The organism is Nocardia sp. JCM 34519.1, from assembly GCF_020361265.1.
GTDB classification, from domain to species: Bacteria; Actinomycetota; Actinomycetes; order Mycobacteriales; family Mycobacteriaceae; genus Nocardia; species Nocardia arthritidis_A.
Genome location: NZ_JAIRBR010000001.1, coordinates 1,204,067 through 1,222,944 on the forward strand (window position 1 = coordinate 1,204,067; position 18,878 = coordinate 1,222,944).

The 18,878-nt window shown below is 68.6% G+C and carries 19 protein-coding genes; 10 read left to right on the forward strand and 9 right to left on the reverse strand.

Going from position 1 to position 18,878, the window contains the following annotated elements; translation table 11 throughout:
• The first annotated feature begins 235 nt into the window (after positions 1–235).
• Positions 236–529, forward strand: coding sequence for a chorismate mutase (locus LGY53_RS05785; RefSeq protein ID WP_167478039.1), 294 nt, complete (start codon positions 236–238; stop codon positions 527–529).
• 85 nt (positions 530–614) lie between these two features.
• On the opposite strand, the gene LGY53_RS05790 is transcribed toward LGY53_RS05785, so the two are convergent.
• Positions 615–2,069 carry an NAD-dependent succinate-semialdehyde dehydrogenase gene (locus tag LGY53_RS05790; RefSeq protein ID WP_225725558.1) on the reverse strand — a complete coding sequence of 485 codons (1,455 nt, stop codon included), beginning with the start codon at positions 2,067–2,069 and terminating at the stop codon, positions 615–617.
• A 220-nt stretch (positions 2,070–2,289) separates the two neighbouring features.
• Here LGY53_RS05790 and pgi point away from each other — a divergent pair, with 220 nt between their 5' ends.
• Positions 2,290–3,933 carry a glucose-6-phosphate isomerase gene (gene pgi / locus LGY53_RS05795; protein ID WP_225725559.1) on the forward strand — a complete coding sequence of 548 codons (1,644 nt, stop codon included), beginning with the start codon at positions 2,290–2,292 and terminating at the stop codon, positions 3,931–3,933.
• Here pgi and LGY53_RS05800 read toward each other — a convergent pair.
• Both LGY53_RS05800 and LGY53_RS05805 read right to left on the reverse strand, forming a co-directional pair.
• Complete coding sequence (locus LGY53_RS05800; protein WP_225725560.1) at positions 3,924–4,637, reverse strand: nucleoside/nucleotide kinase family protein; 714 nt, start codon at positions 4,635–4,637, stop codon at positions 3,924–3,926. The two genes, pgi and LGY53_RS05800, sit on opposite strands and share 10 nt — an antisense overlap.
• A 174-nt stretch (positions 4,638–4,811) precedes the next feature.
• On the reverse strand, positions 4,812–5,729 hold the full coding sequence (locus LGY53_RS05805) for a LysR family transcriptional regulator (protein WP_225725561.1): 918 nt from the start codon (positions 5,727–5,729) through the stop codon (positions 4,812–4,814).
• 71 nt (positions 5,730–5,800) lie between these two features.
• Between LGY53_RS05805 and LGY53_RS05810 the strand changes: the two genes are divergently transcribed.
• Complete coding sequence (locus tag LGY53_RS05810; protein WP_225725562.1) at positions 5,801–6,205, forward strand: nuclear transport factor 2 family protein; 405 nt, start codon at positions 5,801–5,803, stop codon at positions 6,203–6,205.
• A 16-nt stretch (positions 6,206–6,221) separates the two neighbouring features.
• Here the strand turns inward: LGY53_RS05810 and LGY53_RS05815 are convergent, their stop codons facing one another.
• Positions 6,222–7,844, reverse strand: coding sequence for an acyl-CoA dehydrogenase family protein (locus LGY53_RS05815; RefSeq protein ID WP_225725563.1), 1,623 nt, complete (start codon positions 7,842–7,844; stop codon positions 6,222–6,224).
• Positions 7,831–8,466, reverse strand: a complete 636-nt coding sequence (locus tag LGY53_RS05820; RefSeq protein ID WP_225725564.1) for a TetR/AcrR family transcriptional regulator — start codon at positions 8,464–8,466, stop codon at positions 7,831–7,833. The genes LGY53_RS05815 and LGY53_RS05820 overlap by 14 nt, the downstream gene beginning before the upstream one ends.
• 108 nt (positions 8,467–8,574) lie before the next feature.
• On the opposite strand from LGY53_RS05820, the gene LGY53_RS05825 reads away from it, so the two are divergent.
• Together LGY53_RS05825 and LGY53_RS05830 are read left to right on the forward strand one after the other, a co-directional pair.
• Positions 8,575–9,351 (forward strand): crotonase/enoyl-CoA hydratase family protein, encoded by a 777-nt coding sequence (locus tag LGY53_RS05825; RefSeq protein WP_225725565.1) that lies wholly within the window; start codon positions 8,575–8,577, stop codon positions 9,349–9,351.
• A 5-nt stretch (positions 9,352–9,356) separates the two neighbouring features.
• A complete protein-coding gene (locus LGY53_RS05830; protein WP_225725566.1) occupies positions 9,357–10,631 on the forward strand; it encodes a hypothetical protein in 1,275 nt (424 codons plus the stop codon).
• A 2-nt stretch (positions 10,632–10,633) separates the two neighbouring features.
• On the opposite strand, the gene LGY53_RS05835 is transcribed toward LGY53_RS05830, so the two are convergent.
• Together LGY53_RS05835 and LGY53_RS05840 are read right to left on the reverse strand one after the other, a co-directional pair.
• Positions 10,634–10,816, reverse strand: coding sequence for a VOC family protein (locus LGY53_RS05835; RefSeq protein ID WP_308102817.1), 183 nt, complete (start codon positions 10,814–10,816; stop codon positions 10,634–10,636).
• Between the two features lie 131 nt (positions 10,817–10,947).
• Entirely contained in the window at positions 10,948–11,634 is a 687-nt protein-coding gene (locus tag LGY53_RS05840) for a pyridoxamine 5'-phosphate oxidase family protein (RefSeq protein ID WP_225725567.1), read from the reverse strand.
• 77 nt (positions 11,635–11,711) lie between these two features.
• Between LGY53_RS05840 and LGY53_RS05845 the strand changes: the two genes are divergently transcribed.
• The 4 genes from LGY53_RS05845 to LGY53_RS05860 are packed head-to-tail and all read left to right on the forward strand — an operon-like array spanning position 11,712 to position 16,312.
• Positions 11,712–13,088, forward strand: coding sequence for a PLP-dependent aminotransferase family protein (locus tag LGY53_RS05845; protein ID WP_225725568.1), 1,377 nt, complete (start codon positions 11,712–11,714; stop codon positions 13,086–13,088).
• 10 nt (positions 13,089–13,098) lie between these two features.
• Positions 13,099–13,344, forward strand: a complete 246-nt coding sequence (locus tag LGY53_RS05850) for a DUF2630 family protein (protein ID WP_225725569.1) — start codon at positions 13,099–13,101, stop codon at positions 13,342–13,344.
• A 4-nt stretch (positions 13,345–13,348) separates the two neighbouring features.
• A complete protein-coding gene (locus tag LGY53_RS05855; protein WP_225725570.1) occupies positions 13,349–14,800 on the forward strand; it encodes an NAD(P)/FAD-dependent oxidoreductase in 1,452 nt (483 codons plus the stop codon).
• A 3-nt stretch (positions 14,801–14,803) separates the two neighbouring features.
• Positions 14,804–16,312: a carboxylesterase/lipase family protein gene (locus LGY53_RS05860; protein ID WP_225725697.1), complete on the forward strand. Its 1,509-nt coding sequence runs from the start codon at positions 14,804–14,806 to the stop codon at positions 16,310–16,312.
• 1 nt (position 16,313) lies between these two features.
• Here LGY53_RS05860 and LGY53_RS05865 read toward each other — a convergent pair whose 3' ends face one another.
• Both LGY53_RS05865 and cobF read right to left on the reverse strand, forming a co-directional pair.
• The gene (locus tag LGY53_RS05865; protein ID WP_225725571.1) at positions 16,314–17,180 is read right to left on the reverse strand and encodes an Fpg/Nei family DNA glycosylase; all 867 of its coding nucleotides are present in this window, start codon (positions 17,178–17,180) and stop codon (positions 16,314–16,316) included.
• 84 nt (positions 17,181–17,264) lie between these two features.
• Positions 17,265–18,005 (reverse strand): precorrin-6A synthase (deacetylating), encoded by a 741-nt coding sequence (cobF, locus tag LGY53_RS05870; RefSeq protein WP_225725572.1) that lies wholly within the window; start codon positions 18,003–18,005, stop codon positions 17,265–17,267.
• A 42-nt stretch (positions 18,006–18,047) separates the two neighbouring features.
• Between cobF and LGY53_RS05875 the strand changes: the two genes are divergently transcribed.
• Positions 18,048–18,851 carry a thymidylate synthase gene (locus LGY53_RS05875; RefSeq protein ID WP_225725573.1) on the forward strand — a complete coding sequence of 268 codons (804 nt, stop codon included), beginning with the start codon at positions 18,048–18,050 and terminating at the stop codon, positions 18,849–18,851.
• The last annotated feature ends 27 nt before the right edge of the window (positions 18,852–18,878 follow it).

Sequence of the window (18,878 nt, forward strand, 5' to 3'; positions counted from 1 at the left end):
GAAGTGTTTTGCTTGGCTACCGGCCCGTGGCAGACTGGCGACATGACCAGCGCTCCACATCGGCCTCCGAGGCGGCTATCCGCCGGATATCGAGTTTGCCAACCTTGTTCGTGAGCGCTAAACCTTTCTGGGGGAACCCCACGACCCGCCAGGTCTTGTTTCACGGTGAAAGAACCGGTCGGTAACGCGTTCGGCTCGCCTGCCGATCCCTGTTCCGACACGAGGAGATGAATTGATGAGCACCCCTGCCACGACGACCGGGTCCGACTCGGCTCTGCCGCAGACCGAGGCCGAGATCGACAAGCTCCGCAAGGAGATCGATCGGCTCGACGCCGAGATCCTCGCCGCCATCAAGCGCCGCACCGAGGTCTCCCGGATCATCGGCCGTACCCGCATGGCCTCCGGCGGCCCGCGCCTGGTGCACAGCCGTGAGATGAAGGTGCTGGAGCGCTTCAGCGAGCTGGGCCAGGAGGGCCACACCCTCGCCATGCTGCTGCTCCGCCTCGGCCGCGGGCGTCTCGGCCACTGAACCAACGCGGCGTTCGCAAGGACATCCGCTGCCCCAAGGCCGCCCCGGGTGTATGCACCCCGGGGCGGTCGTTTCATGTCTCGGGTCAGGTGAGCGCGATGTACTTGGTCGAGAGGTACTCCTCGATGCCCTCGGTACCGCCCTCGCGACCGAAGCCGGAGGCCTTGACGCCGCCGAACGGCGCGGCCGGATCGGAGATGACACCCCGGTTCACGCCCACCATGCCGGATTCCATCCCCTCGGCCACGCGCAGGGCGCGATCCAGGTCGCGGGTGTAAACGTAAGAGACCAAACCGAATTCGGTGTCGTTCGCGGCGGCCAGACCCTCCTCCTCGGTCGCGAAGCCCACGATCGGCGCCACCGGCCCGAACACCTCCTCGCGCAGAATGCGCGCCTGCGGCGGCACCTCGCTGAGCACGGTGGCCGGGTAGAACCAGCCGGGACCGCCGGGCGCCTTGCCGCCGAGCCGCAGCCGCGCACCCGCGGCCACCGCATCGTCGACCAGGTCGGTGACGGTATCGAGCTGCTGCTCGTTGATCAGCGGGCCGAGGGTGGTGTTCGGATCGATGCCCGGCCCGAGCGTCACCTGGCTCGACATGGCATCGACCAGTTTGGTGGTGAACTCCTCCAGCACACCGTGCTGGACGTGGAAGCGGTTCGCGGCGGTGCACGCCTCACCGCCGTTGCGCAATTTGGCCAGCAGCGCGCCCTGCACCGCCGCGTCGACATCGGCGTCGTCGAACACCACGAACGGCGCGTTGCCGCCGAGTTCCATGGACATCCGCAGCAGTCCGTCGGCGGCCTGCGCCACCAGTTTCTTGCCGACCTCGGTCGATCCGGTGAAGGTGAGTTTGCGCAGCCGCGAATCGTTGAGCAGCGGCTGGGTGACCGCGCCGGACCGGCTGGTGGTGATCACCGAGAGCACGCCGTCCGGCAGCCCGGCCTCGTGGCACAGTTTGGCGAGCAGCAGCATGGTGAGCGGGGTTTCGCTCGCCGGTTTGACGATCATGGTGCAGCCCGCCGCCAGCGCCGGACCGATTTTGCGAGTGCCCATGGCCAGCGGGAAGTTCCACGGCGTTATGGCGAGACACGGACCGACCGGCTGCTTGTGCACCATGATCCGCCCGGTGCCGGACGGGGCGTGCAGGTAGCGGCCGTGGATGCGGGCCGCCTCCTCGCTGAACCAGCGGAAGAATTCGGCGCCGTAGCGCACCTCGTTGCGGCTCTCCGGCAGCGCCTTACCCATTTCCAGGGTCATCAGCAGCGCGAATTCCTCTGCGCGCGCGGTGATCTGCTCGAATACCGTGCGCAGGATCTCGGCCCGCTGCCTGGCCGGGGTCGCCGCCCATTCGGCCTGCACGGCGACCGCGGCGTCGAGCGCGCGCACCGCGTCCTCCGGGGTCGCGTCGGCGATTTCGGCCAGCACCTCCCCATTGGCCGGATTGCGCACCGCGAAGGTGCCTCCCCCGCTCGCGGCGACCGGACCGCCGATCCACAGCTGCGTCGGGACGGATTCGAGTACTTCACGTTCGGACACCATGTGGTTCAGGGTAGGCGAGTGCCTCGCGCAGGAGCTCGGCCCGGCGCGGGCTGAGGACGGCTTCGCCGACAGCGCCCATTCGGCCGCGGCCGCGGATGCTACCCCGGTTCGCATACCCGCGGCACATCGGAAATCTCACCGCGCGCATCCGCCGACGTCGGCGGCGCACCGAACCCGGTTCTCGTGCGCGCGCCCTGGGTGGTGAGTAATCTCGGCGGACGTGAGCAGCGACATCACCGCGACGGCGGCCTGGCGGAAACTGCACGACCATCACGCCGCCATCGCCGGTCGGCACCTGCGCGAATTCTTCGCCGAAGATCCGGAGCGCGGCCGGGAATTGACCGTCCAGGTCGGCGATCTGCACATCGACTATTCCAAACACCGCGTCACCAGGGAGACGCTCGGGCTGCTCGTCGCCCTGGCGGAGGAGGCGGGCGTCGAGCGGCGCCGGGACGCGATGTATCGGGGTGAGCACATCAACACCTCGGAGGATCGCGCGGTCGAGCACATCGCGCTGCGCCTGCCCGAGGGTGAATCGCTCGCGGTGGACGGGGCCGATGCGGGCGCGCAGGTGCACGAGGTGCTGCGCCGGATGGGCGAATTCACCGATGCGCTGCGCTCCGGCGCCTGGCGCGGTGCCACCGGGCAGCGCATCGCGACGGTGGTGAATATCGGGATCGGCGGTTCGGATCTGGGGCCGGTGATGGTGCATCAGGCGTTGCGGCACTACGCCGACGCCGGCATCGACGCGCGGTTCGTCTCGAATGTCGACCCGGCCGATCTGGTGGCGAAGCTGTCCGGTCTGGATCCGGCGACAACGCTGTTCATCGTTGCCTCCAAAACCTTTTCGACGCTGGAGACGCTGACCAATGCCACCGCGGCCCGGCGCTGGCTGGTGGCCGCGCTCGGCGAGGACGCGGTGGCAAAGCATTTCGTCGCCGTATCGACGAATGCCGAGCGGGTGGCCGCATTCGGCATCGACACCGCCAATATGTTCGGTTTCTGGGATTGGGTCGGCGGGCGCTATTCGGTGGATTCCGCGATCGGCCTTTCGGTGATGGCGACCATCGGCAAGGAGCGCTTCGGCGAATTCCTGGCCGGAATGCACACCGTCGACCGGCATTTCGCGACAGCGCCGCTGGAGGCGAACGCGCCGGTGCTGCTCGGACTGCTCGGCGTCTGGTATTCGAACTTCTTCGGCGCGGAATCCCGTGTGGTGCTGCCGTATTCGAACGATCTGGCTCGCTTCCCGGCCTACCTGCAGCAGCTGACGATGGAGTCGAACGGCAAATCGGTGCGCGCCGACGGCAGCCCCGTGACCACCTCCACCGGCGAAATCTTCTGGGGCGAACCCGGAACCAACGGCCAGCACGCGTTCTACCAACTGCTGCACCAGGGTACGCGGCTGATCCCGGCCGACTTCATCGGATTCGCCCGTCCCACAGACGATCTGCCGACCCGCGACGGCACCGGCAGCATGCACGACATCCTGATGAGCAACCTGTTCGCGCAGACCAAGGTGCTCGCATTCGGCAAGACGGCCGAGGAGATCGCGGCGGAGGGCACCGATCCGAAGGTGGTGCCGCACAAGGTGATGCCGGGCAATCGGCCGAGCACCACCGTACTGGCGCCGGTGCTCACACCATCGGTGGTCGGGCAGTTGATCGCGCTCTACGAGCACCAGGTGTTCGTCGAGGGGACGATCTGGGGTATCGATAGCTTCGACCAGTGGGGCGTCGAGCTGGGCAAGCAGCAGGCGCTCGCGCTGGCTCCGCTGCTGACCTCGACGGAAGAGCCTGCGCCCCAGGATGATTCGTCCACCGACGCGCTCATCCGCTGGTACCGCGGCAACCGTCAGAATTGATCGGCCGCGATGGTGTAGTAGCGGCCGTCGCGCTCGCGCAGCACCAGGTCGGCGCGCACGCTGGTGGCCGCGACCAGGTCGGCGTTGCGCAGATCGCTCTCGTCGACCTTGGCCGCCGCGTCATCGGGGGTGCGTCCGCCGCGGATATGCCGGTCCAACAGGCGTTTCGCGAGTTGGTCGCGCGGAACGTCCAGGTACCAGCACTCGTCGAGCCGTTCGCGGACGGCCGACCATTCGGCATGGGACGGGTCGCCGGTGAGGGTCGCGTCGACAAGCAGGTAATTGCCCTCGGTGATGACGATGGTCTGCTTCTCGAACACCACACCGCCCGGCACCGTTTCCTCGATGGACCGGTCGAAGGTCGGCCACGGCACCGGCTCGCCGAGCGCGGTGTCGCGCAGCTTGCGCAGGCTCGCGACGTAGCCCACCGGATCGAAGGTGTCCGGTTCCCCTTTGCGCGCAAGGCTTCCCGACGCGCGCAGCACCGAATTCGGCAGGTGGAAGCCGTCCATCGGGGCGATTTCCGCGATGGGGCCGCCCGCATCGGCATTGAGCTCGTCGCGCAGCGCCAGCGACAGGGTGGACTTGCCCGCTCCTGGCGGTCCGGCGATACCGAGCAGATAGCGTCCGGCGTGCGCGCCTGCCCGCGCTCGCACGCGCTTGGCTAGAACGCTCAACGGTACTTCGACGTGTGCCTCGGCCACTGGTGCGACTCTACCTGTGCGGGATCGGAATTCGTTCGATGCGCGGTCCGTTCACCGATTACATCGCGCTGCGGCCGCGGTGCGAAACAGGGTGTACCGATTGTCCGGAAATGTCCGAGAATCGTCGACTGGGGAATCAGCGGCCGGACCGGCTCTGGAACTAATGCGATTCGGTCAGCGCAGGCGCTGGCGGACCAGTGCGGACAGGTGCGCCGCGGCGTCGCGCAGTGCCTCGGTGAGGTCGCAGCGAACCCGGTCGTCGCGCAGTGCGGCGCGGTAGACGACCGCGGTGCGCCGGATGGCGTCGGGGTGATCGATGCGGACGAGCGCGACCGTCGGCGGCAGCACCGGGACGGCGATACCGGGTACGACGGTGCTGCCCATACCCGCGGCGACCAGGCCGAGTTTGGCGAACCAGTCCCGGGCGACGAAGGCGATATCGGGCGGCTGGGCCGGGTCGTACCAGGCGCCGAGCATGGTGCTGCCCGGGTCGGCGCTGCCCGCGATCCAGCGTTGGTCGCGCAGCCGGTCCGGGGTTACGCCGAGTTGACCGGCCAGCGGATGATCCAGTGCGACCGCGACGAGCAGTGGATCGTCGAGTAGATGTTCTACGACGACCGCGTCCGGTATTTCGGCGGGCGTCGGCACCACCGCCAGGTCGAGGCGGCCCCTCGCGACAGCGGTCAGCAGGCGCGGGCTCAGCCCCTCGCGCAGCGGCACCCGCGCCGCCGGATGGCGCGCGACCAACGCCGCGATGGCCCTCGGCAGCAGCGCGGACATGGCGGTCGAGAAGCCGCCGACCCGGATCCGAACGGGCGCAAGGGATTCCAAGTCACGCAGGTCTTGGCGGGCGGTGTCGAGTTCGCCGAGTACGGCGTCGGCGTGCCGGACCAGGATTCGTCCCGCCTCGGTCGGCCGGACACCGCGCGCCTGCCGTTCGAACAGCGGCCTGCCCGCGGCCCGCTCCATCAGCGCGATCTGCCGCGAGACCGCCGACTGGGTGTAGCCGAGATGCTCCGCGGCGGTGGAGAACGATCCGGTGGCCGCCGCCTCACGGACCACCCGCAATCCGGCGATAGTGAACTCACCCATGCGAAATACGGATACCAGATATGCGAGACCATCGCTTGTCGCATACCTGACGCCTACATAGCGTCGAGCACATGAGCATCGAAGCGAATAAGCGACTGTTGACCGATATCTTCGAGCGCACGGCCGAGGGCGATATGCGCGCGATCAGCGAGGCGATGGCCGACGAATTCCATTGGACCTTCCCGGGAAACTGGTCCTGGTCGGGTACCTGGGGACCGAAGTCGGTGGCGCTCAACGGATTACTGCGTCCGCTGATGGCCCAGTTCCGCGACTACCGGATGACCGCCGATTTCATCGCCGCCGAGGGCGATCGGGTGATCGTGCAGGCCCGCGGCCACGGCGTGACGCGGCGCGGCGACGCGTACGAGCAGACCTACTGCCTGATCTTCCGGGTAGCCGACGGGCGGTTGACCGAGGTGATCGAGCACTGCGATACCGCACTGGTCGAACGGGTACTCGAACGGCCCGTCGGCTGAAATCGAATGCCGCGGTTCAGGATACGAACGCTCGCTCGATGATCGCACCGGTGTCGACGCCGGTGGGCAGGGTGCCGAAGGCGATGCCCCAGTCGTCGCCGAGGCGGGTGGCGCAGAAGGCGTCGGCGACCGCGGCGTGACCGTGCCGGATCAGCTGCGCGCCCTGCAATACCAGCGCCATCAACTCGATCACCCGCCGCGCCCGGTACTGGATATCGTTCAGATCCGAAAGTTCCTTGCCGACACGGGCGATCGCGTCGTCGAGCCGGGGATTCTCCCCCTTGGCCAGCGTGACCTCGTTGAAGTACGCCTCCACCGTCTCCGGCTGCCTGCCCATGGCGCGCAGCGCGTCCAGCGCCGCGACATTGCCGGAGCCCTCCCAGATGGACATCAGCGGGGCCTCCCGGTACAGCCGCGGCATACCCGACTCCTCGGCATATCCGTTGCCGCCCAAGCATTCCAGCGCCTCGGCCGCATGCGACGGCGCGCGCTTGCACACCCAGTACTTGGTGACGGCGAGCGCGATCCGGCGCAGCGCGGCCTCGGCGGGATCGGTGGCGGCGCGGTCGGTGGCGCCGGCCAGCCGCATCATCACCGTCGTCGCGGCATCGGATTCGATCACCAGATCCGCCAGCACATTTCGCATGGCGGGTTGATCGATCAGCTTGGCGCCGAAGGCCTCCCGATGCCGCGCGTGGTGCACCGCGAATACCGCGCCGACGCGCATACCGGTCGACGAGCCGATCACACAGTCCAGCCGGGTCATATTGACCATCTCGATAATGGTTTTCACGCCTGCGCCCTCCGCGCCGACCAGCCAGCCGGTGGCGTTCTCGTACTCGATTTCGGAGGAGGCGTTCGACTTGTTGCCCAGCTTGTCCTTGAGCCGCTGGATCCGGATCGGATTACGGGTGCCGTCGGGCAGAACGCGCGGCAACAGGAAACAGGACAGTCCGCCGGGGGCCTGCGCCAGCGTGAGGAACATATCGGACATCGGCGCCGAGGTGAACCACTTGTGGCCGACGATGCGGTAGGAACCGTCGGATTGCGGTGTCGCCGTTGTGGTGTTGGCGCGCACATCGGAGCCGCCCTGCTTCTCCGTCATCGACATGCCTGCAATCAGACCCGCCTTCGTCGACGGCTCACGCAGGCCGAAATCGTAGGTGCGAGAACCCAATAGAGGTTCGTACCGGGCCGATAGCTCGCGATTGTGGCGCAGCGCGGGAACCACCGCGTACGTCATCGAGATCGGGCACATATGCCCGGCGTCGGCGACACCCCAGGTGTAGAACTTGGCGGCGCGCGCGACGTGTGCGCCCGGCCGCTCATCCAACCACGGCGAACCGTGCAGACCATGTGCGACAGCGACATTCATCAGGTTGTGCCAGCGCGGATGGAATTCCACCTCGTCGACCCGGTGGCCCCAGCGGTCGTGCGTGTGCAGCACCGGCGGGTATTCGTTGGCCAGCCTGCCCCACTCCTGCGCCTCGGAACCGCCTGCCAGCGCGCCGAGTTCGCGCACCTCCGGCTCGGCCCAGCCCGCACCCTCGCGGTGTAGACCCTCCAGCAGCGCCGGATTGCGCGATACGTCGAACGGCACGATATCGGGCACCTGGTTGAAGACTTCATGCGTCGGCATCGGATACTCCTGATTCTCGCCGAGATTCCTCGCGCACGCCCAATGCGCGTAGCGCGAAGGTAACTAGTTGTGGCACAACGGATTCGCTATGCGGCGCGGCGGCAAGCGGACCGACGAGCACCTCGCCGATCGCGCCGACCAGTGCGGCGGCGCTGGTCCGCGCGTCCTGCGCGGGCAACTCGCCGCGCGAAACCCCTTCCCGGATGGCGGATTCGAATGACTCGGCGAAGGCGCGGCGGAAGTGCAGCCGCTCGACGTCGACCTCGGTGTCCACCGGTTCGGCCAGCAGTACATAGGCCAGCTTGGGATTCTTGAGCGCGCGACCCGCGAAGGTCTCCACCGCGGCGGTCACCCGGGTGACGGCGTCACCGGTGGCAGCCGCCGCCGTCACCGCGGCGACCTCGCCCGCGACCACCTTGCGGAATACCGCGGTGACCAGTTCGGCCTTGCCGCCGAAGTGTTTGTATACGGTGCCCGTCGCAATACCCGCCTCGGCCGCGACGGTGGCCATCGAAAGTCCCGCGTAACCGGCCCTCGACAGGATTTTGGTCGCGACCTGCACGATCAGCCCGGTTTGCGCGTCCAGTCTGGCCTGGACGGCGGGCGTTCTGCGGTACGCCATGAAAGAAGTGAATCATGAATTCACTCCTTCACACAAGGGTCGGTTGGCCGTATCGTCGGGCGGTACGGAGCGCAGCGCCGATGCTGAGCCCGACGAGGAGGAGGCGACGTGACGGATCCCCAACCGCCCGCCGTGCGGGTGGAGCACGCCGGACCCGTGACAACGGTGATCCTGGATCGCCCCCATGCGCGCAACGCCGTCGACGGGCCGACCGCGCAGGCGCTGGCCGACGCATTCCGCGCCTTCGACCGCGACCCGGATGCCGCGGTGGCGGTGCTGTGGGGTGCGGGCGGCACCTTCTGCGCGGGCGCCGACCTGAAGGCGCTCGGCACCGAAAAGTCCAATCACGCAAGCGAAAACGGCGACGGGCCGATGGGGCCGACCAGGATGCGGCTGTCCAAGCCGGTGATCGCGGCGGTATCCGGCTACGCGGTGGCGGGCGGCCTGGAGCTGGCACTGTGGTGCGATCTGCGAATCGCCGAGCAGGACAGCACATTCGGCGTCTTCTGCCGCCGCTGGGGCGTACCGCTCATCGACGGCGGCACGGTGCGGCTGCCGCGCGTCATCGGGATGGGCCGGGCAATGGAGCTGGTGCTCACCGGCCGCCCGGTCAGCGCGCCGGAGGCGTTGCAGATGGGCCTGGTGAACCGGGTGGTGCCGACGGGTGACGCGCGCCGCGTCGCCGAGGAACTAGGCGCCCAACTGGCCGCATTGCCACAGACCTGCCTGCGCACCGACCGGATGTCGATGCTCGAGCAGGAGGGCCTGGATGAGGAGGCGGCGCTGCGCAATGAATTCCGGCACGGCGTAACGGCTTTGGCCAACGGCGCGCTGGACGGCGCTCAGCGGTTCGCCGCGGGCGCCGGTAGGCACGGGGTGTTCTGACCGAGGTGAGCGCCTACGGGGACGCGGCAGACCGGTTGAGTGTCGTCGACGAGATCTTCCTGCGCACCCACCGTGGCATGGGCACACCGATAGCGTTGCAAGGACTTTGGCGCACCGCCGACCGAATCGATCCGGAACTGCTGCGCAGGCTGCACGCCGAGCTCAGCGTTGGACCGTTGGGGCGCAGGGTGATTCGCCCTCGGGTGCCCGGCGCCCGCCGCGGTTGGCGGCCGAACATTCGCTCGCACGCGCTCGGGTTGTCCGATGAACCGATTCCTGTCGCGAGGCTGCTCGATTGGGCCGATGGACAGGGCAACGACCTCGATCCCGAATCCGGGCCCGGTTGGCGGCTCGCGGCCACCGCGCTCGACGACGGCGGAACCCTTGTCGCGCTGACCTGTTCACATGTCCTCGCCGACGGCAGGGCGCTCGCGCTCGCGGTGGATATGGCGCTGCGCGCGCTCGATACGCCGCATTCGGCGGATTCCCGGCCGCCCACACCCCCTGTTTCGGATTGGGCCGACGCGCGGCGACAATGGTGGATTGTCCTGCGCGGCACGGCCCGTGCACTGCGCAACGGCATACCGCGGCGACCGGCCGCGGCGGCACCGGATGAGCGCGCGGGCACCGGCCTCGTACCGACGGTAGGCGCGGTCTTGCAATGCCCGGCCGCCGATTGGGACCGGGTGGCCGCGACAGCTGGCGGAACTGCCAACAGCCTTTTCATCTACCTGGTCGCGAAAGTGCTGTGGGACAGCGGATTTCCCGGCGAGGCAATCGAGGCGAGCCTTCCGGTCGACACCCGCGCCGAACCTCGCGTCGATAACGACCTCGCGATGACGTCCATCACCGTCGATCGCAGCGACGACCCCGCGACGATCCGCGAAAAGGCCAGGGCCGCCTACGAATCAAGAATGTCCAGCCCCGGCGGCATGCCGGAGGAGTTGTTGCAGTTGATCCCGGATCGCCTGGCGTACGCGCTGTCGCGGGGCGCGGGCGAACGAGACATCCTGTGCTCCAATATCGGAACGCTGCCCGATTCCCTGCGCGCACTCGGCCCGCATCGGTGCGTCGGGGTCGCCGCGCGGGCCATCCACCCGGGCCTCGACGCGAATCATCGCCCACGGACCCGACTTTCGGGCTACCTGACCCGCATCGACGCGGATTACACGCTGGCGCTGGTCGGCCTGGACCCGGCGCGCATCCGAACGACGACCGAACTGCACGACCTGATCCGCAAGCCCGCGGCCGAGCTGGGCCTACCGCTCACCTTCTGGTGATTTCAGCCGATCGACTCCGATAGCTCGACGAGGCAGAACGGGTGCCCCTCCGGGTCGAGCAGCACGGTCCACTGATTCGGGGAGATACGGTCGGGTGCGTGGCCCGGCTGGAAATCCGGTACCGTCGCGCCCAATTCGACGGCGCGTGCGGTGGCCTGCGCCCGATCGGCCACCTTCAGATCGATGCGTCAGGATCCCCATTCTGCCCGTGCGCCGGACCCAATGCCATGGTGGCCCACTCAGCGGACCGGCCGCTCGCGGCCCCGACGTACCGGCTGCTTCCGCGCGAACGGAGACCGATGACCCGCGCCGGAATTCACCGGCGCACAGGCAATCTTCCCGGTTCCGGCCGCTCCGAAACATCCTGCGGCACCGGGATTCCTGGTTCGACATCGGCGGAAGTGATTGGTGCGTCCCATATCTGACGCAGTGGCAGCACACCGGCCCATACCCCTCCGGTCGCGATATCCGCCGCGTAGTCTCCTGGGTCGCCGGACCGCACCTTGACCGACGCCTCGGTGAGATCGAGGGCGAGCACGATCGTGGCGGCCAATTCCTTCTTGTCCGGCCTGCGCACCCGGTCCCACGCGCCCGGCGCACTGTGTTCGATGATCACCCGCAGCGCGTCCAGCCGGCGCGCCGGATCGGTCACCTCGACCGGACGGCCGTGGACGACGGCGGAGCGGTAGTTCATCGAGAAATTCATCGCCGAGCGCGCGTAGACCACCCCGTCCACCAGCGTCACCGCGACCGAGACCGGCCCGCGCAACGCGGCCCGCAGATTGCCCGCTCCGGTGGAACCGTGCAGGTAGAGGGTGTCGCCGTCGCGGCCGTACACGGTGGGCAGCACCACGGGAGCACCGTCGAACAGCACGCCGAGATGGCAGACCAGCCCGGCATCGAGCACCGCGTCCAGTTCGGCGCGATCCGAACGCGCTCGTTCCTTCAATCTGTTCGGCGTGCTGCGCGGCGTCGGCGAGAGCGGAATTCTCGGGGCACTCATGCGTTAAGCCTCCCGGACAGAATGGCATCCTTGAATAGCCAATTCGCCTATGAATCCAAAGACCACTTCGGGGGCCGATGCCGAACAACTTCCACGAACTGCCGCTGAAACTGGACCGCAAAGGCCTTGCGCCATTATCGGTCCAGGTCGCCGACGGTCTGCGGGCCGCGGCGGCGAGCGGTGTGCTGCAGCGCGGCGATCGGCTGCCCTCCTCCCGCGCGCTGGCCGACCAGCTCGCGGTGAGCCGCACCGTCGTCGCCGCCGCCTACGACCAACTGCACGCCGAGGGGTGGATCAGCGGTAGGCAGGGCTCGGGCACCTATCTGCTCGCGGCGCCGGAGATCACCGAGCCGCGCACGATCATGCCGGTCCCCGAGGATGATTCCGCCGACCTGCTCGACCTCGGACCCGGTGCGCCGTGCACCGACACGATCGATCCGGCCGCGTGGCGCCGGGCCTGGCGGGCCGCGGCGGATCAGGCGCCGCGGATCAGGAAAGACCGTGCGGGCGAACCGGATTACCGCGCGGCGGTGGCCGAACACCTGCTGCGCCACCGGGGTTTGACCGCGTGCGGCGGCACCGTCGTCCTGGCTACCGGCGGAACCAGTTCCGCGGTAAGCGAATTCGCGGCGGCGGTGCTGCGGCCCGGCGACCGGATCGCGATGGAGAATCCGGGCTATCAGCGCGCGGTCGGCGCGTTCCGGGCGGCCGGGGTCCAGGTGCTCCCGGTGCCGGTGGACGCCGAGGGATTGCGGGTCGACCGGCTGCCGCAGGACATCAGGGCGGTGTATTGCACTCCGGCGCACCAATTTCCGCTCGGCGGCCGGATGCCCGCCGCGCGCCGGGTGCAACTCGTCGAATTCGCGCGCAAGCACGGCATATTGATCATCGAGGACGATTACGACGGCGAATTGCGTTATGACACCGCCCCTTTGCCGCTACTGGCCGCGCTGGCCCCGGATGTCGTCGTACATCTCGGCACGACGAGCAAGATCCTCACCCCGACGCTCGGCGCGGGTTGGCTCGTTGCGCCACCCGGTATCGCCGATGCGGTGCTCGCGCACCGCGACCGCACCGGAACCGGCCCGGCGCCCGCGGGACAACTGGTGCTGGCCGAACTTGCGGGCAACGGCGATCTGGCCCGGCACCTGCGCAGGTTGCGCCGCGAGATGCCGCCCCGGCGCGCGCTGGTGGTCGACGAACTGCACCGGCGCGGGCTCACGGTGCTCGGCGACGACGCCGGATCGCATGTGGTGATACCGCTGGAGTCGGCCGAGGAGGAGCTGCGGATCACCGCCGCCGCCCGCCGCCGCGGCGTATACCTGGACGGGCTCGGCCGCCACCACATCGGCCCCGCGCACACCTTCGGCATCAGCCTCGGCTATGCCGCGCTGCCGGAGTCGGCGCTCGGGACGGCGGTGCGCATCGCCGGTTACTGTTTGACGCGGCCGTAGCATTGACCGCATGACCGAACAGGACGTCCTGGCCCGCATCAAACAACTGGTGGACCGCGAGCACCAGCTGCGCGCCCAGGCCACCAGCGGCGACCTCGATCCGAAGACCGAGCGCCAGCAGCTGGCCGAACTGGAAGTGATGCTCGATCAGTGCTGGGATCTGCTGCGCCAGCGGCGCGCCCGGATCGACCGCGGCGAGTCGCCCGACACAGCGGAGGCCAATTCCGCGACCCAGGTCGAGGGTTACCTCCAGTAATCCGATGAGCGCAGCGAATTCCACCGAATACGACGTCATCGTGCTCGGTGGCGGACCGGCCGGGGAGAATGCCGCGGCCTATGCCATCGCGGGCAGCACGCGCACCGCGGCCATCGTGGAGCGCGAGCTCGTCGGCGGGGAATGTTCGTACTGGGCCTGCATTCCGAGCAAGGCGCTGCTGCGACCAGGCCATGTGCTGGCGGGTGCGCGGGCGATGAGCGGATTGGCGGCGACCGGACTCGATATCGCGGCCGTGCTGCGGCGGCGCGACGAATTCGTGCACAACCACGACGACGCCTCGCAGGTCGAATGGGCCACCGGCAACCGGATCGATATCGTGCGCGGCAGCGGACGGCTGGCCGGTCCGCGGCTCGTCGAGGTCGGCGGCCGGACGCTGCGGGCCAGGCATGCGGTGGTGCTGGCCACTGGCACCACCGCCAACGTTCCCGATATTCCGGGGCTGCGCGCCGCACTGCCGTGGATCTCCCGGGACGCGACCAATCTGCACGAGGTTCCCGGTCGGATCGTCATCGTCGGCGGCGGTGTCGTCGCCTGCGAAGCCGCGACCTGGCTGGCCGCGCTCGGTGCCGAGGTCACCCTGCTGGTGCGCGGAAAGTCGCTGCTCGGCGCGGTGGAACCGTTCGCGGGCGAGCGGGTCGCCGCCGGATTGGCCGAGGCCGGTGTGCGGGTGCGGTTCGGCGCGACGCCCGTCTCGGTGGACCGGCCCGCCGCGAAGGACACCGGCGAGGGCTGGATACATGGCGGCCAGGTGACCGTCCGCGTGCGCGACGCGCAGGGCGAGTCCGAGCTGATCGCCGACGAGATCCTGGTGGCCGCCGGGCGGACCCCGGCCTCCGCGGGTCTCGGGCTGGAGACCGTCGGACTGCCGGGAGGGTATGTATCCGTTGACGATCACCTCACCGTCACCGACGTCGACGGCGAATGGCTTTATGCCGTAGGCGATTTGAATCACCGCGCGCTGCTCACGCATATGGGCAAGTACCAGGCGCGGGTGTGCGGGGATGTCATCGCCGCGCGGGCCGAGGGAAGGCCGCTGGACGGTCCGCGGTATTCCGCGAGCGCCGACAACGGGCAGGTACCGCAGGTGGTGTTCACCGAGCCGGAGGTCGCCGCGGTCGGGTTGACCGAGGCGGCGGCCCGGGACGCCGGGCATGCGGTGGAGGTGGTCGAGCTCGATATCGCGGTGGCCGGAACCGCGTTGGCGCGCAACGACTTCGCCGGACATGCCAAACTCGTCATCGATACGGCGACCGATACGCTGCTCGGCGCGACCTTTGTCGGACCCGATATGGGTGAGCAGTTGCATGCGGCCACGGTCGCGGTGGTCGGCCGGGTGCCGCTGGAGACGCTTTGGCACGCGGTGCCCGCCTTCCCGGCGGCGAGCGAATTCTGGTTACGTCTGTTGGAGGCGCGGCGGGCTGGCTACCATCGGTGAATGATGGTGGCTCAGACAGAAATCCCGACCGCGGCCGGCGTGGTGCGTGGCAGTCGCGGTGCCAGGGTGCTGCGCTGGCGCGCCATCCCCTATGCCGCGCCGCCGGTGGGAGAGCTGCGTTTTCGCGCACCGCAGCCGGTCGAGCCGTGGTCCGGGGTGCGCGCGGCGACCGAATTCGGCTTCGCCGCGATGCAGCACCGCACCGGGGCGCGCACCGGGCTGCGCACCTTCCAGCCGACGGGCGAGGATGCCCTGACACTCAATGTCACGGTGCCGGTGAGCGCGTCCGAGACACCGCGCCCCGTCCTGGTCTTCATCCACGGCGGCGGCTATCTGTTCGGCACCTCGGCAACCTATCCCAGCGGGCGGCTGGCCACCCGGGGCGATGTCGTCGTGGTGACGCTGAACTATCGGCTCGGCGCGTTCGGATATGCCGACTTCAGCGAGTTCTCCACGGGCACAAGGATTTTCGAAACCAATCTGGGGTTGCGCGATCAGGTCGCCGCGCTGGCGTGGGTGCGCGACAATATCGCGGTCTTCGGCGGGGACCCCGGCAACGTGACCGTCTTCGGCGAATCGGCGGGCGCGCACGCGGTGCTCAGCCTCTTCGCGACACCGGCGGCCGCCGGTCTGTTCCGGCGCGGCATCGCACAGAGCCCTCCCGCCGACTGGGCGGTAAGCACAACGGACGCAAAGGCTTTCGCGCGCCGCTGCCTCAGCGAACTCGGCATTCGCCCAGACGAGGCGGCCGAGGCGCTGCTTGCGGCGGCCCCGAACGATATCCGCCGCGCGGCCGATAGGCTCGCCGCCCGGGTGCGTCGGGAACGGCCGGGCGTCTATCTCATCGCGCCGGAGGTCGACGGCGATTTCCTGCCGAAGGCGCCGATCGACGCGCTGGTCGACGGAACGGCGCACCGGCTGCCGCTGATCATCGGCACCAATCGGGACGAGGGCACGCTGTTCGCCCGCAATCCCGGCGAACTGCCGACCCGGCCGGAAGAGCTGCGCGCCGCCATCGGCGCCGAAAGCGAATCCCGGGTCGCCGCAGCATATTCCGGCTATCCCGGACGGCGGGGCGCGATACGGGCCGGCGGCGATTTCACCTTCTGGCGGCCCTCGGTGACGATCATGGCCGGCCACAGCCGCTACGCGCCGACCTACGCGTACCGGTACGACTTCACACCGCGCGCGCTGCGGCTCACCGGATTCGGCGCCACCCACGCCAGCGAGCTCATACCCGTATTCGGGCTCACCGATACCGCCATCGGCCGCGCGGTCACCGCGGCGGGCGGCGGGCGCGGCCTGCGCGAGGTGACCCGTCAGATCCAGGACAACTGGCTGGAATTCGCGCGCACCGGGGCGCCGCTGCCCGCTTGGCCCGCCTACACCGAGGACCGGCGGACCACGCTGATCATCGACGCACCGACCCGGCTGGTCGACGATCCGGATCGCGCCAAACGCCTTGCCTGGGAAGGGGTTTGCGCGCCGACGCTGGCCGCGACCCGGTCGTGAATTATTTCAGCAGCCGCGACATCCTGCGGTCGGCGAGGATCTTGCCGCCGGTCTGGCAGGTCGGACAGTACTGGAACGAGCGTTCGGCGTAGGAGACCTCGCGGACGGTGTCGCCGCACACTGGGCACGCCTCTCCGGTTCGCGCGTGCACCCGCATGCCGGAACGTTTTTCGCCCTTCAGCCGGGCCGCGTCCTGACCCACCGATCGGGTGACGGCGTCGGTGAGTACCGCGCACATGGCCGCGTAGAGTTCCGAAACCTTCTCCGCGGAAAGGGTTTTGGTATTAGCGAAGGGTGAAAGCTTTGCGGTGTGCAGTATTTCGTCGGAATACGCGTTGCCGATACCGGCGATCAGCGACTGGTCCACGATGGCGGTCTTGAGTCGCTGCGCGGCGCCGCGCAGGATCGCCGCGAATTCGTCCTCGCTCACCGCGAGCGCGTCCGGGCCGAGTTTGGCGATACCGGGCACCGTCTTCGGATCCTCGACGATATAGACGGCCAGCCGCTTCTTGGTGCCCGCCTCGGTCAGGTCGAATGCGGGCGTCGCGCCCTCCGGCGTGAAGAAATGCACCCGCAGCGCGAGCGGACCCTTACCCGGCTTCGGCGGTGTCGCACTCGGCTCATCGATCCAGCGCAACCAGCCGCCGCGGGACAGGTGAGTGATCAACCACAGCCCACCGCAATCCATTCCGAGAAATTTCCCCCACCGGCCCGCCCCGGTGACATCCCGCCCGGACAACGCCGTCACCGGCGGCTCGAACGTCTTCACCGCACTCAACGCGGCCACATCGACGCGCCCGACCACCGCGCCGACCGCATGCTCCCGCAGGAACTGCGCCAACGCCTCCACCTCCGGCAGTTCAGGCACGCGCCCAGGCTACCCGGAGGCACCGACAAATGCCGTCCGGCGACCGATGACAGCCGCTTACCGCATGGTCGGCGACCGCGACGTTCACCCCCGCCGGAGCAGGTAGATGTCCATGATCCAGCCCTTTTCCGCGCGCAGCCGGGTGCGTAGGTCGACGATTTCGTCCTCGACCTTGCGCAGTGGGCCCTCGATCAGGGTTTCGTCGGGGAGGCCGAGGTAGGCGGCCCACCAGATGTGGATGTCGTCGCCGCAGACGTCGGTGAATGCGCAGTCGCCGTCGAGCATGACGAGGGTGGAGCCGGGGCCGAGGCCGTCTTCGCGGAGTTTGCGGCCGGTGGTGATGTGGAGGGGTTCGCCGACTCGGTGCAGCACGATGCGGTGCCGGGCGGCGAGGGCCTGGGCGCTGGTGATGCCGGGTATCACCGCGTACTCGAAGGTCTGGTTGCCGCGGGCGATGACGCGGTCGAGCATGCGCAGGGTGCTGTCGTACAGCGACGGATCGCCCCATACCAGGATGCCGCCGACGCCGTCGACCGCGGCGAACGCCTTCGCCAATAGTTCGGAGCGGCGCTCGTGCCACTCGTCGACGACGGCGCGGTAATCACCGGGGGTCCGGTCACGGGGCGGGTCCTGGATTTCGACGATCCGGTACGGCGAGTTGAGGTGTTCGGCGAGGATCGCGGTGCGCACGTCGACGAGTTCGCGTTTATCGGCCCCCTTGCCGATGACGAAGAACACGTCCACCTCGCGCATGGCCTTGATGGCCTGCACGGTCACCTGGTCGGGATCGCCGGCGCCGATGCCGATCACGTAGAGCTTGCGCATGCGCCAGAGCTTGCCACGCGCCCGGCACTAAGGTGGTGAGGCGTGGCGACCACCGATACGCAGTACGAAGATCTGCTCCGACTGGTGTTGGAGTCCGGAACGCCGAAGGCGGACCGCACCGGTACCGGCACCCGCAGCATCTTCGGGCATCAACTGCGCTACGACCTGTCGAAGGGCTTCCCGCTGATCACCACCAAGCGGGTGCACCTGAAGTCGATCGTGTACGAGTTGCTGTGGTTCCTGCGCGGCGATTCGAATGTGGCGTGGCTGCAGGAGCACGGGGTCTCCATCTGGGATGAATGGGCCGACGAGAACGGCGAACTCGGACCGGTGTACGGCGTGCAGTGGCGGTCCTGGCCGACGCCCGACGGCACCCATATCGATCAGATCGCGCAGGTGTTGCAGACGCTGCGAACCAATCCGGATTCCCGGCGGATCATCGTGTCCGCCTGGAATGTCGCCGAGCTGGACCGGATGGCGCTGGCCCCGTGCCACGCCTTCTTCCAGTTCTATGTCGCCGGCGGCAGACTGTCCTGCCAGCTGTATCAGCGCAGCGCCGACCTGTTTCTCGGGGTGCCGTTCAATATCGCCAGCTACGCGCTGCTCACCCACATGGTCGCGCAGCAGACCGAACTGCTGCCCGGTGATTTCATCTGGACCGGCGGCGATGTGCACATCTACGACAATCATGTCGAGCAGGTCACCGAGCAGTTGACCCGCGCACCGTACCCCTTCCCGACGCTGCGCCTGCATCCGGCGCCGTCACTGTTCGACTACCGCTACGAGGATGTGGAAGTCGTTGGCTACGAACATCATCCGGCTATCAAGGCACCGGTGGCGGTGTGAACGTCAGGCCCGAAGGAGGCAGCCTGC